Source organism: Bacillus sp. JK74, from assembly GCF_053663395.1.
Map to the genome: position 1 here is coordinate 278,792 of NZ_JBSJQB010000005.1, position 14,994 is coordinate 293,785.

3 protein-coding genes are annotated in these 14,994 nt (G+C 50.4%); all 3 read right to left on the reverse strand.

Features of this window, described 5'->3' with window-relative positions:
* Nucleotides 1-28: 28 nt before the first annotated feature.
* Entirely contained in the window at nucleotides 29-5,755 is a 5,727-nt protein-coding gene (locus tag ACWJJ5_RS15915) for an SDR family NAD(P)-dependent oxidoreductase (RefSeq protein ID WP_454022523.1), read from the reverse strand.
* 39 nt (nucleotides 5,756-5,794) lie between these two features.
* Nucleotides 5,795-12,091: a beta-ketoacyl synthase N-terminal-like domain-containing protein gene (locus tag ACWJJ5_RS15920; protein ID WP_454022524.1), complete on the reverse strand. Its 6,297-nt coding sequence runs from the start codon at nucleotides 12,089-12,091 to the stop codon at nucleotides 5,795-5,797.
* 18 nt (nucleotides 12,092-12,109) lie between these two features.
* Nucleotides 12,110-14,994, reverse strand: a 2,885-nt coding sequence (locus ACWJJ5_RS15925) for a beta-ketoacyl synthase N-terminal-like domain-containing protein (protein WP_454022525.1), incomplete at its 5' end; no start/stop codon positions are given.

Consider the following 14,994-nt stretch of genomic DNA (forward strand, 5'->3'; position numbering starts at 1 on the left):
AAATTTGCTCCGTCATTTTGACAGGCAATCAGATAGTCACAAATTCATGAGGGTTCATTCCCTCGATCGGAATCGGCTTGGTCAGCTTCATCAGCCCCATGCGGGAGATCGGCTGCGTCAGCAGAGTTTCCAGCGCCTGCATCCCTTCCGCCCGGCTGATCAGTCCGAGACCGATTGCACTCAGTCTGTCAAACTCTTCAGAAATGTGATTGTCAGCCCGCTCCCAATACCCCCAGTTCATCACTTTGACCGGGCATGACAGCCGCCCGGAAAGCTCATGGGCAAATGCGTCTTTAAATGCGCACCCCGCCGCATAATGACTTTGATTCGGATTCTTAATATATGAAATAACCGAAGAGAAAAAGAGAATAAAGTCCAAAGACTCTTTCGCAAATACTTCGGCAATGTTGACGGAAATATCCACTTTCGCCGCAAGGCCGGCGTGAAACTGTGATTCTTCCATATCTTTTACGCTTTCATTCGCAAATACCATCGCTGAATGAACGACGCCGCTGATGGTGCCGTATGTGTTTTTAATCTGTTCATAGACGCGCTGAAGCGATGGAAGATCAGAAGCATCTGCTGCTATATATTCGGGAGCCGGGCCTGATGGCCGGTACCGGTCTATTTTTTGGCGTATCCGGCTGTCCAGCGGCCGCCTCCCGATCCAGACGACTCGGGCTTTATACGTCGTCACCATATAATCTGTCCAAACCTCGCCGATGCCTCCCGCACCGCCGATGATGACATATACGCCTCCATATCGGTAAGGAACACTTTCAGACGGCCCGCTTTGGACCGGAAGCAATTGAGGCCGGTGCCATTCCTGATGTCTGCGCACCCATGCTTTACCCGTACGGTCGCGGGGCAGGCTGAATATGTCTTCTGCGGGGAAATCCCCCCCGTCTTCAAGATCGACCAGACGGATGTGCCAGCTCGGATGTTCTTTTGCGAGAGACCCGACGAAACCGTGCACACTGGAATGAGCGGGACGCACCTCATCATATTGGGTGATAGGCTGTGCTTGGTGCGTAATCACCGTCATCCCGAGCTGCTCTTTTCCATACCCGAGGCCGATAAGAGCTTTGGCCGCTCTGAAAATTTGCAGCACCCCGCTTTTTTGATCATGAATGTAAGAATCAGCCGGCTGAGGGGCAAACCAGATCATATGCTGAATCTCACCGAGACGGCGGAGCCGATCGGATATCACTTCAACGGAAGCACTTTGGCTGCTATCAAATCGCACAGCTTTAGGAAACAATCGTAAAACCGCGTCCGCCTGCCCGTCTGTACCGCCTATGATGACAGCTTTTGCTTCAGAAATGGGGAAGCCGGTTTGGTTGTCTATCGGTTCAGCGTCCCATACCTGCATCAGTTTGACGGCTCCGGTAAGGTCACCCGGCAGATCGTATTGCTTATTATCGGTTACGGCCGGCGCACTTTCGGCTATCCGGGCAGAAAATCCTTTTATTCTTACACACACATTGCCGCGTTCATCACATATATCAATGTCCATTCTTCGCACGGCCGGTGTTTCATGCGTCACAAATACGGCCGCCCACATGTTTGGACTGCACGGATGAAAAACGGTCAGTTCATGCAATTCAAAAGGCATTAACGGCTGCTCCGGATAACCCGCTTTATCTTCATTCATAACGCCGATGGCCGCCTGAAAAGCGGAATCTATCAGACTCGGATGGAGCACAAACTGTTCGGCCTCATCACAAACGGAAGCAGGGAGCACCAATCTAGCCAAGGCTTCTTTTTCCCCGCAATAAATGTGATCAATTCCTTGATGTGAAGGTCCGTATACAATTTCCGCCTTTGCAAATGCCGCATAGCAGTCTTCCTTTGACAGCACTTTTTTGCGGCAGCGCGCTTTCAGCTGTTCAATATGCAAAACCGGCGCCTCAGACAGCGGCTCAATCACAGCACTGCCTTCACAATAAATGTCTGAATCGTTTTCATTGCTGTACACTTGAAATGAAACATTGCCGTTATCCTCTAAGGAAAGACCTGTCGTCATACGCAGCGGCTCTTTTTTATGAACGGCCTGGCGTATCCAGCTGATATACCGCAGTGAAATGCCGGTTTTAGCCGTGTATTCAGCGGCTAACGGCGCGGCAGCCAGTTCAGCCGCGGCTCTCGCCATTTCAAGATAAGCCGCCCCGGGGAGAACACGCTTGTTTCGGACGATATGATCGGCTAAGAAGAATTCATCTCCGTTCAGTATCGTGCTGAATTTTTGTTCTAACAAATCTGAAGTATTGCGGTGAAGCAGCGGGTGAAGCCTGCTTTCTGTATTTACGGAAGTGACGGGATGATCGGGCTCCGGTATCCAATAGCGGTCCTTTGCAAACGGATACGTCGGCAGACTCATCCGGCGCGGCTTCTCCTCCTGATACAGCCGCGTCCAGTCTATCTCAAATCCTTTTGACCACAGCTCCGCCAGTTTTTTGTAAGTGCCGCTGTCCGTCCATTTTCGGATCAGCTCCTCCGTATCCTGATCATCATTCAGGAAACCCCTGATTTCCGTTCCGCTATCAGACCGCCCTTGAAAGCAGCCGTCAATCTGCCGTTTTCGTTCTGTAAATTCGGTTAATTTCCTGATCAGGTCCGCTTGATCGTTCACTAAAAAAACAAGCCGTTCTTCCATTGCCAGCCGTCCCGTTTGCAGCGTATATGCCAGTGACCGCAGGGAAAAAGGTTCTTCAGGCTGCTTCTCTAAGCCGGACTGACCGAAAAGACCGGAAAGAAGATTCTTATGTTTCTCATCGTTTGTCAGACATTCTGCTAAAGTCCGGACGGAAGTATGCTGTATGAGATCAGTCATGTCTATTGCCAGCCCGTATTGATCCGTCAGCCGCTCAGAAAACTGTGTCAGCTGCATGACATCCAAGCCGAATTCCTTCCAATCCTGTTCACCATCTACCGAGCCGGCCTCTACATGCAGAACTTCGGCCAGAGCACCGCGCAGCGCATTTTCCAGCTGATTTTGCATTGTATCTGTTTTGTCATGAAGCGGCCCGCTTCCTTCAAGCGCTTTGTCTTTGAGAAACATCAGCAGGCGGGCAGCGTATTCCTTCAGCCGCTCCGGATTTTTCGCTGACAGAGGCACGATATACGGTCTCTCTTGATTCTCCGTAATGCCGGGGTTTTTGGGCCTGTACTCTTCTAAAATGAGATGAACGTTTGAACCCGTCGCCCCGAATGAACTGATGCCTGCGCGTCTCGGACAGGAATGTTCACTGCCGTTCTCTGTATACGCCGGCTTTTTCCATGACTCGGTTTTTTGCTGCACGTAAAATGGCGAGTCCTCTAAACGGAGATACGGATTAATCGTCTCTGAGTGCAAAGAAGGGACAAGCGTTTTGTGAAACAGCTGCAAAACCGTTTTATGAAGCCCGCTGATCCCGGCGGCTGATTCCGCATGTCCGATATTCGATTTAACGGAACCGATCGCACAAAATTGCCGATCCTCCGTAAACGTGCGGTAAGCTTTAACAAGACCTTGTATTTCAATCGGATCTCCTAAAGAAGTTCCGGTTCCATGCGCTTCCACATAAGAAATCGTCCGGGGATCGATCCCCGTCTTTTCAAGACATTCAGCTATCATATCCCCCTGCGCCACGGGGCTCGGCACGGTAATCCCGCTGACGGTTCCCACGTGATTGACGGCGCTGCCTTTTATCACCGCATAAATATGATCCTTATCTTCTTCGGCTTTGTGAAGCGGCTTCAGCAGCACGGCCCCGATGCCGTCAGCTGAGACATAGCCTGTGCCGCCTTCGCCGAACGTTCGGCACAGCCCGTCACTCGAATGCATATCCATCAAGCCGTATGTGATATATTTTGTCGGGTGCAATGATAAATTGACGCCTCCGGCAAGAGCTGCTTCACATTCACCCCGTCTCAGACTTTCCGCCGCCATATGGACGGCCGTCAGAGATGACGAACACACCGTGTCAACCGCCATGCTCGGCCCGTGAAAATTGCAGAAATATGAAACCCGGTTTGCGATCGGCGCATAGTTCAAGGGATAAGGAAAGACCAGCCCTTTGGCCGCAGCTTCAGCGCCGGCGAGAGAATAATCCATATGCATCACCCCGGCAAACACACCGACGTTCATTCTCTTATTCGGCCCTTTCGGCTGAACGATTGTTTCCGGGGTGTAGCCCGCATCCTCAATCGTTTCCCAGCATGTTTCTAAAAACAATCGTTCTTGCGGATCTTTAGCTTCTGCCTCCCGCGGAGAAATCCGGAAAAATTTCGCATCAAAACAATCCGGATTGTCTATAAAACCGCCCCATTTGGAAATCGGCTTGCCGGACGGCGATCGCAAATGCTCATATTTCCTCGTATCCCAGCGGGAACGAGGCACTTCCGTTACGCTGTTTTCTCCATTTTTTAAATTTGTCCAGAATTCACGAAGATTTTTGGCGCCGGGGTACCGTCCCGCCATCCCGACGATCGCAATATCTCCATTCTGCGTTCCGGCTGACGCCGATTTTTTCACACGGATTTGGGTCGTCCTCTTTTTTTCCCGGCGCAAAGGTTCAGCATTTGAATGCCCGCTTTGAGCATGGCCGAAACCGGCTCCGTAATGTTCGCACAAATATCCCGCCAATTCCGTGATTGTCGTGTATTCAAATAACAGCGTCGGCAGAAGCTGCGTTCCGATTTTTCGTTCAATTTCCTTTACCATGTCCAACAGCCCCGGAGAATCCAGCCCCATTTCATAGTAGCCGATATCCGGGTCGATCTCTTTCACAGGTTTGTTCAATCGGGCGGCAAGCAATTCTTTTAAATAAAGGATGCACTGTTCAGTAAGGCCGGCGGAAGGCGCCGCAGATCGGGGCTCGGAAGGCGCCGGTTCCGCTTGGGGAGCCGGGACGGCATTCCGCCCGTCAGGTTCTTTCTTTTGCCGTTTCTGATTGATCAGTTCCGGGTCCCTCACCCGTTTATTGGCGAAGTTTTTCAGTTCGCCGACTTTTCTGCCTTCCTCATTGAAAAACTCCATTGTCACGTAAACGAGATCTTTCTTACGGGTGACGGATTCTTTTTTTATCTTGGTGATACATGTCGTCTGCAGCAATTCGGCGCAATAAAACGATTCATAAAACAGCGGCAGAAATAATTGCCCCTCCTCCCTCGTCAAAGGAGCGAGATATACATTGGAGCCGATGCTGCTCGCATCTATCAATGCGGGATGAAACATCGCCTCTCCTGCATGTTCCAGCTGATCCTTTTGCACCGACAGATCAATATAAATCTCTTTTTCAGTCTGGTAGACGCTTCCGCAGCCTTTCATCATTCCTGAATGAACCAGTTCTTGATCCCTGCATTCCGCGTAAATGTCCTCAAGCGGTATTTCTGCCGCCGTTTGTTTTACGGCATCCATCCGGACGCTCTCTTGGAAGCCGGCGGGCTTGACGGAATGCATTTGCGCCGCGGCATATATCTTTGTCTCTGCTGCTTCGTCACCTTGTTTTTGCCCTTTCACCTCTACCTTCCATTGCCCTTCGCCGTTCTCTGTACAGTCAACAGAAAGCAGGATTGTTTCTCCCTGTTCAGGAGCTAAAGGGTGAAAAATCGATAAGTGCCTGAGTTCAAGGCCGGCATGAAAAAAACCGTTTTCTCTGAAAGTCTGATAGATCAGGTCAATATAAGCCAGACCCGGCAGCAGTTCCTTTCCATAGGCTTTATGATGTTTCAGAACGGGATGCTGATTGTTAATAAGAAGCTGCTCTTGCATATGAACTTCCTCCATATCGACGTTCAATTTTCAGCGCAATCAGTAAGTCTTCATTTGTTTCCAAAACGTATTCGGGCGGGACTCATGTGCGTTTTCATGCAGGTTTTCAGCTTTGTCCGAACGGATGGGCCGGCGTTTTAATTCCTGTCTCGGCAAAGGCTTTCTAACCGGGGTGTACGCCTCTTGCTCCCAGGCTTCCACTATGACATGGGCATTCGTCCCTCCGTCAGCGAAGCTGCTGACGGCGGCAATCCGCGGTGAATCCGTCCATTCACGCAGAACGTGCGAAAAATAAAACGGCGAGGCGGACAGATCGTAATGCGTCATCGGCTCTTTGCCCGAAAGGAAAGGCACACGCATTCGGCGCGAAAGCATAAGCACTGTTTTAATGAATCCGGCAATCCCTTCAGCGCATAACGGGTGTCCGATATTCGGCTTCATCGACCCCAATTCGCAAGGCGCGCTGTTTTGCATACGGTACACCGCTTCAATCGCCCTCAGTTCCAAAAGGTCTGTTACTTCAGAGCCTGAACCGTTTGCTTCAATGTAGCTGATATCCTCCGCTTTTCTGCCGCTTTTGGCAAGCGCCTTGGCCATCACTTCTTTCTGCGCCTGTATATTCGGTGTGGCAGGCCCCGCGGTTCTGCCGTCATTGTTTACGGAAATGCCTTTAATGACCGCATGAATCCGGTCCCCGTCTTTTACAGCCTGGGCCGCTGTTTTTAAATACACCATTCCGACGCCTTCTCCCAATACGATGCCGCCGGTGCGGCGGTCAAAAATATGAAACGCAGGCTCTTCGCTTAACAGATTGCGAAGTTCGAACATCCGGTGGGTTTGACCGGATTCCAGCAGACTGACTCCCCCGACCACCGCTGAGTCGATTTCACCGCAAGTAAGCGCCTGTATCGCCATATTCATACCGACAAGCGCTGAAGAACAGGCCGTATCCAAAACAAGACTCGGCCCCTTCAAATCAAAAAACTGAGAAAGATTGGCCGCCAAGTAATTCGGGCCGGCGGCGACTATCGGATTTTTTGCATGCTTCAGACGGTTTTCGTCAGGCATACTGCCGCCGCGTCCTCCTAAATAGACACCGGCTGACCTGCCTTTCATTTCTTGTAAAGAGTAACCGCTGTCTCTGAACAGATGAAGCGCCTCTTCTAATATAAGAAAGGACTGGATATCCATTGCCTTGATGTCTTCTTCGGGAATAAGGAAAAACTCCGGGTCAAAATGCGTTACATTTTTTAAAAGGCCCGCATAATCCGCCTTCTCCGTTTTCCAGCGTTCTTTCGGCACCCTTTGAATAGCCGACGTCCCTTCAGACAGCAGCTTCCAATAAGCTTCAATTGATTCAGCTCCAGGAAAATGGCAGGACATTCCGACAACAGCGATGTCTTGCGCCGCTGCAGCGCCAGAAGGCTGAATGACAGCGGCTGCTGTTTGTTTGGGAACGTCCGGGATTACAGGCTGAACCGGTTTTGAAACGGCAGCTTTGATTTCCGGATATGCTGTTTCAAGCCATCCCGCCAGCGCAGCAACCGTAGGGTATTCATACAGCACCGCCGGGTCAAGGTCAGCTTTGATCCTCTTTCCGATCGCTCTGGACACTTGGGCAAGCATGATGGAATCGGCTCCGTAATCTTGAAACGGTGTATCAGATTCAAATCTTGACGGCTCCAGTCTTAATTCCCGGCAGCAAATGCCCGTCAGCCACTCCTCTACGCTTTCTGTCTCACCCTGTACATGCTGCTTTGTTTCGGTAAGGCCGGTTGAAAGCATCAGACGGTCGGGCTCCCATTTTTCCGGGTGAATGACGGCCGGCATAATAACAGATCCGCAATCGCCTGCCATAACGGCATCAAACAGACTCAGCCCTTCTCTGTCAGTGATGCTCTTTAAACCGCTTTTCAGATAGGCCCGGCTTTTTGATTCGCCCATACCCGTTTCTTTCCAGCTCGGCCATTGGATGCTCAGCACCGGAAAACCTTTTGCGGCCGCAAAATAATCCATATAGGCGTTAGCCATGGCATAATCGCTTTGTCCCGCTCCTAATTCGGGCATCACGCCGGACACTGAAGAAAACAGCGCAAAAAATCGGAGAGGCTCCTTGTGCAGCGCTTGATACAAAAGGTCCAGTCCGTCTGTTTTAGGTTCAAGCACTGGCATCATCTGTTCTCTCGTTTTGCGGATAAAGGCTGGATGATCGAGATCTACGGCTCCCGCTGCGTGTATCACGCCTCCTATCGGCCCCATCTTCTCTTTCACCCGGCTGACGGCCTGCTCATATTCAGGACCGGAAGATACAGTCAGCACTTCCGTCCGGACACCTTTTTGTTCGAGCTCTCTGATTCTTCTCACTTTATCGGAAAACGGGGAATTCCGTTTGATATGATCATCCCACTCCGCTTTCGGAGGCATTGTTTCTTTTCCGGTAAGCACGAGTTTCGTGACTCCGTAACGTTCGGCAAAATGCCGGGCGAATAAATATCCGAGTCCCCGGGTCCCTCCGGTGATCCAGAGCACATGGTCTTTCGGAAATGAAAATTCTTTTTCAGCTAAGCTGTTTGTTTCCTTTAACCGCGCGTGATAGCGCACACCGTTTCGGTAACACACTTCGATGTCTGCAGAATCGCGAAAAAACTCCTCTGCGATCTGGTTTGCCAGCTCGGAATCTTCAGCAGTCCGTTCTGCATCCATATGCCGCGAGCGGATATCCTTATACTCACTTTGGAGCATCCGGTACAATCCGGCCTTTTTTGCACCTGAGAGATTTATCGTTTCATTTGCAAAAGGTTCAAGCCCCTTTGTCACACAAAGCAGATGAAGCTTTCGGCCGCGGTTTCTGTTGTCAACGAGAGACTGCAGACGATGAATCCAGCCGTCATCATGCTTGATTTCCGTCCCGCACCCCGTCACATCAATCAGACCGCCAAATCGGGCCGCGTCCCCGGATATTTCCGGTGATGCAGCGTCAATGATTTCAGACTCGGGGAAATAACGGGACAGCTCAACGGCCAAATTTCCTATCTGGTGATCAGCGGCTATTCCGATGACGCCCCGCACTTCCTTAGCCGGAACACGGCTGCTTTCTGCCCAGCTTTTCTGTAAAAAGCGGAATTCACGAAATGTTTCAGAATGTGTTTCAGCATCACGAACATTGTCCGGCGCTGCATCGTCCGGCCAATAACGATTCTTTATAAATGGATAACCGGGAAGGCTGACGCGATGCGGCAGGCTGCCGTTATAAAGCTCTGACCAATCAATCTTCAGCCCTTTTACCCAAAGTTCCAGAAGCTTCGCGAATTTTTTTCTTTTCATCCATTTACGGACGGCTTCCTGCATATCTTCATCCTTAAAAACGGCTAGAATATCTTTATACTGTTTGCTTTTTCCCCTGAAGCAGCCGTCTGTTCCGCCGTCAATAAAACGCTGCAGTTTTTCCGCTAACTGCTCTGTCGACGTCACGATAAACGCCGCGCGTTCTTCCATCGCTTCTCTTCCGGTTTGAAGGGTGTAAGCCGCGTCCCGGAGGCTGCGGTCTGTGACGTCATTTTTTCTGATCGCTTGAAGAAGCTGCTGCGCCCGCTGCTTCAGGCTGGCCTCCTGTTTGGCGGATAATAAAATGACTGCGGGATCTTCATCTGTGAATGGCTCAGAAATCTCCCTATCAGGTTCAATATATTCTTCTATCAATATGTGGGCATTTGCCCCGCCCGCGCCAAAAGAAGAGATTCCCGCGATTCTCGGAATCTCTTTCTGCGCTCCGTTTTCCTCAATGACCGGCCGTTTCCAGTCTGCCAATTCACGCTGCACCGCAAACGGCGTCCGGTCAAATGCAATATTCGGATTCAATTTTCGGCAATGTAATGAAGGGGCCAGCTTTCGTTTTTGAAACTGGAGCAGCAGTTTTGTTACACCGGCGATGCCTGCCGCGGCTTCCAAATGCCCGATATTGGATTTAACTGAGCTGATGGCGCAAAAGCCTTTATCTGACGTTTTCGTTTGAAATGCGCGGGTCAAACCGTCAATTTCGATCGGATCTCCGAGTTCAGTGCCCGTGCCGTGGGCTTCAATACAGCTGATCATCCGCGGATGTATTCCTGATTTTTCAAGCGCGCCGGAAATCACGTCAGCCTGGGCGCTCGGACTCGGCACTGTATACCCGTTTGTTCTGCCGCCGTGATTGATATGAGTGCCGCGAATCACCCCGTAAATATGGTCCTTATCAGCCATCGCTTTTGACAGCGGCTTTAACAGCACGGCCCCGACGCCTTCCCCGGGAACAAATCCGTCCCCGCCTTCACCGAAACTTTTGCACGTTCCGTCTTTTGAAAGCATTCGATAGGCGCTGAGCTCCGCATAAGCCGAAGGATGCGTATACACATTCACACCGCCGGCAATCGCCATGTCACATTCGCCGCGAAGGATGTTTTCACACGCTTCATGAATTGCAGTCAGCGAAGACGAGCACATCGTGTCGACCGGCATGCTCGGCCCTTTCAGATTAAGAAAATAGGAAACTCTGTTGGCCGCTGAACTGAACGACGTTTTCGGCTGCAGGGTGCCGCCGTTTTTCCAGTACATTCCGTACCCGTTTTTCGTAATGCCAGCAAAAACGCCGACCCGGCCGTTATACAGATTCTCAAGCTGTTCCTTCGTATAACCGGCATCCTCCAGCACCTGCCAGCACATTTCAATAAAGAGACGCTCCTGCGGGTCCATATTCAAAGCATCACGGGGTGAAATTTGAAAAAACAGCGGATCAAAGAAAGCGGCATCTTTCAGAAACCCGCCCCGCTTACTGTAACTTTTCCCTGCTTTCACGGCCGCTTCGGGATCAGGGTTGTAGTACTTGTCCTTTTCCCAGCGCTCTTCGGGAATTTCGGTCACACAGTCTTTTCCGGCCGCTAAGTTATCCCAGTACTCTTCAAGTGTTTCAGCTTGCGGATAACGTCCGCTGACGCCGATAATCGCAATCCCTTCTTTTGTCTGTTTCTCATTGGAAAAAGCAGGCCGTTTCTTTCGCTTGATAAACGACGGAAGCACCGGAAAATCTTCATTTGCCAAAACCTGTTCTGATATGCCTGAACGGTGCTCATCATCATTTGTCCATTTTCGGCATTCATTCGGATAATCCGTGACAAAGTGAGCTGCCAGGGAGCCCAGTGTCTTATATTCGTAAAAAACCGTTTTGGAAAGGTCACCGAAAAGCAGAGACAATTCGCGGTTTAATTTCGTCACAGTGACTGAGTTTATTCCGTAGGTTTCCAGCGGCTCTTCAGTATCTATGTTGGAAACAGCAATTTTTGCAGTCAGGCCAAAAAGCGTTTTGAGCTGAAAAAGCGTTTGTTCATACAAACGTTCACTGCGGTGTTCGGCATTGGTTTTTCCGGGAGCGCCCGTCTTGATGACAGGCTGCAGCTTCAACCCCGACAGGGAAGCCCATATTTTTCCTTCTTCGTCACATAAATCAATATAAAAGCTCCCCGCCTTCTCTTGTATCTCGGCCCATACCTTGTCAGGACAAGATTCATAAAACAAAAGCTCGTCCAATGAAACCGGGGCGAGCGTTTTATATTCTTTGCCGCCAAGCAGCGCGCATGCCTCTGTCACACTTTGCATCACACAGGGAGGGAGGCCGAATCGGGCGGATTCTTTTTGGTTTGTCAACGGAATTGATATGTCTGCCAGCATCCGTCCTGCTGAAGCGTAAATACGCTCAATTCCTTTCATGTGCTCACTGTATTGAACGGTATCGTTCTGAGTGATGGCTTCAATTTGCTGCTTATCCATCAGGGAACCGCTGTTTTCCTTCAAGCGGCTGATATCCAGCATGCCGGGCGCAGCATCAACTGGCTGAATCGTCCCTTGGCTGTACACATCATGACGACTGTAATCGGCAGAAAATGGATTATAAATCTCAAACTTTTTGACTTCACCCTCTGCGGGTATCAGCCTGATCTCGATATGGAACGGCTCAGCCTCAGTCAAAATGGGCTTTGACCACACGATATGCGTCAGCCGGACAGCCGCAGTCTCCTTTACTGTCAAAACAGCCGCAGCTCTCGCCATTTCCAAAAGAAGTTCTCCGGGCATAAGCTTTTTATGCTGTAAAGAAACATCAGCGAGAAAAAATTCCCGGCCGCTGAAAGCTGCCGAGAATCCCTGTCCCGTTTCATCGGAAATATGCTGCTGAGCAAGCGGATGAAGGGAAGCCGCTTGGCGAAGTTCCATCCGCATATCATAATCGCGCAAAATGCCGATCGCATCCTGTTTTGTCATTTTTTTATTTTTGACGTCAGAAAAAACCCGGTGCAGAAACTCTTTCATATGGTTTCCTCCATTACGCTAATCCCTGTAAAAACCGATCGTTCTTTTTACAGCGGCTTCTATGCTTATTTCGTTTTTCTCCAATTCATCAAGCAGGCGCTCATAAGTCTCAAGCGGGGACGTATCAGTCTCGTAAGTCTCCCGGTGCCTTATATGCTGCGCACTGTGCGGTATCCAGCAATGTGTTTTCGCAAAAGGATAGACGGGCAGGCTGACTTTTTTCGGTCTTTCGTCCGGGTATAATTTATTCCAGTCGACATGCAAGCCTTGCACCCATAATTTTGCAAGCATTGCATACTTTCCTGCTTCAATCCATTGATCTACGGCCCCGCTCATTTCTGCGTTGTCCGTCATCTCTGTAAACAGCTGTTTCATCGCTTTGTTCCGGCCTGTAAAGAAATTCTGCCCCGTCTCCTTGCCGCTGAGGAAATCATTCAGCGCGTTCGCAAGCTCTTCTTTTGTTTCAGCAATGACGGCAAGGCGCTCTTCCATTTCATCCCGGCCAAGCTGAAGCGTATAAGCGATATCCGCAAGAGCTCCGTCAGCTGAATGTGACTTTTCCAAATATCTGCGCAGCTGTTCCGCACGTTCCTTCAGCTGTTCCGCCGTCTTTGCCGAGAGAATGAATAAGGACGGCTGAAGTTCACCGGCCGTCCATTGTTTCTCTTCAACAGGAGAAACATATTCTTCGAGCACGACGTGAGCATTGACACCGCCAAATCCGAACGAGCTGACACCCGCTCTCCGCGGCAGTTCATTTCCGCTATCATCAGTCGCCGCTTTCCACGGCTGAGTGTCGCGGACGAAATAAAACGGGCTTCCGTCTAGGCTGATATACGGATTAACGGTTTCACAATGCAGACTTTTAACGAGCGTTTTGTGCTGCATCTGCAAAATAATTTTTAAAAGCCCGGCCATGCCGGCGGCAAGCTCTGTGTGGCCGATATTCGTTTTGACGGAACCGAGGCCGCAATGAGGCTGCTCGGGTGCCGTTACTCCGGCTTTCTGATAAAGCGCTGCAAAAGCCGCTTTGAGTCCGTTGATTTCTATCGGATCTCCGAGCGCCGTTCCCGTGCCGTGGGCTTCAATATAACTCACTGTACGGGGGTCGATGTTCGCTTGCTGATACGCTTTTATCATGACTTCTGTCTGCGCTTTCGGATTCGGCGATGTAAGGGAAGCCGCCCTTCCGCCATGATTTTCCGCCGTTCCGCGGATAACGGCATAAATACGGTCGCCGTCACGTTCCGCATCGGATAATGTTTTCAAAACAATCATGCCGGCACCTTCAGCTCTGACATACCCGTCCGCTTGATCAGAAAATGTTTTGCAGCGCCCGTCTTCACTGAGCATTCCTGCTTTATTAAAGCTGATATGCATATCCGGCGACACAATAGCATTGACGCCTCCTGCAATCGCGATGCCGCAGTCTCCGGCCTGAATTGCCCTGACCGCACGGTGAACAGCGACCAATGAGCTTGAACAGGCGGTTTCAATCGGTTCGCTCGGCCCATGTATATTCAGAAAATAGCTCATGCGGTTCGGACCGATTGACGGAACCGTCCCGGCGGCGGAAGAACCCTCAATCTCTATATGGAACTTTGAAGCTTCCTGGGCGTAACCGCTGTTTGCCGTGCCTGCAAAAATGCCTGTATTTGTACCTGACAGGCTTTTGGCAGAGCAGCCGGCATCTTCAATCGCTTTCCATACATGCATCATTAAAAGTCTTTGCTGAGGATCCATCATTTCGGCTTCATGCGGAGAAATACCGAAAAATAATGGATCAAATTGAGCGGTTTCATCAATGAAGCCGCCCCACTTTACATTGCTCGCATTTTTATCTTTCTGCGGGTCTCCGTAATACTGTCTCCAGTCCCAGCGCCCCGGCGGTATTTCAGAAATGCAGTCCTTTTCTCCGGCTAAATTCTCCCAAAACATTTCCGGATTTTCAGCCATTGGAAATGCACAGCTGATTCCGATTATCGCCACGGGCTCTTCAGGTGCAGCTGCGGTTTTTGTTTTAGGAAGGCGGGACGGAATCGAGAATGGCTCCGTCTTCATTTTTTTACGCTCAACCGGTTTCTCCGTTTCTGTTTCTTCCTGTGAGCCGAATGTATCCGGATGTTCCGTCAGCAAGTATTGGGCAAAACTAAAGACTGTCGGGTATTCAAAAAACACGGCCGGTGTCAGTTCAAGCCCATACATTTTATTTAGTTCATTTGCAAACTGCGTGAATGAAACCGAATCAAAACCATAATCTCTCATCTCTGATTCAGCATCTATTTCTTCTTCTTTCACCTTCAGAATGCCTGATATCATATGTTTGAGTTCCGCTTGTACTTTATTTGGCAGATGGACGTGGGTCTTCCTTGACACATGAAGGCTACGGGACGGTTCCGGCGCTTCAGGCATCAGGTTTTTTCGAATCCGTTTCTCGTCGCCTTCTGCCACCATGATCTGGTGTTCTCCGGAGGCAAAAGCGGCATAAAGCGCCTGGATGCCTGATGCCGATCGCATGGCTTTCATTCCGGTCTGTTCATACATCAGCCGTTCTGTCTCTTTGTCCACACGCATACCGCCTTCTTCCCAAAGCGGCCAGTTGACGGACAGGGTCTGCCCGCTCCGCTTGTTGTCCCGCACGAGACGGTTTCGGCGGGCTGCATATACGTCCATAAATGCGTTGGCTGCCGCATAACCGGCCTGCCCCGGATTTCCCATGCCTCCCGCCAAGGAAGAAAACAGAATGAAAAAGTCCAGCCGTACATCTTTCGCTGCTTCATCAAGATTGATAAGCCCTTTCACTTTCGGCGCCATGACGGCCTTCCGTTCGTTTTCTGTCTGGTTCAGAATGTAGTTGTCGGCGATCACGCCGGCGCCGTGAATGATCCCGTCGAGTGTTCCGT

Coding starts and splice junctions, on each gene's coding strand:
- ACWJJ5_RS15915 (WP_454022523.1), bottom strand. CDS start 5,755: ATGCAAGAGCAGCTTCTTATTAACAATCAGCATCCCGTTCTGAAACAT.
- ACWJJ5_RS15920 (WP_454022524.1), bottom strand. CDS start 12,091: ATGAAAGAGTTTCTGCACCGGGTTTTTTCTGACGTCAAAAATAAAAAA.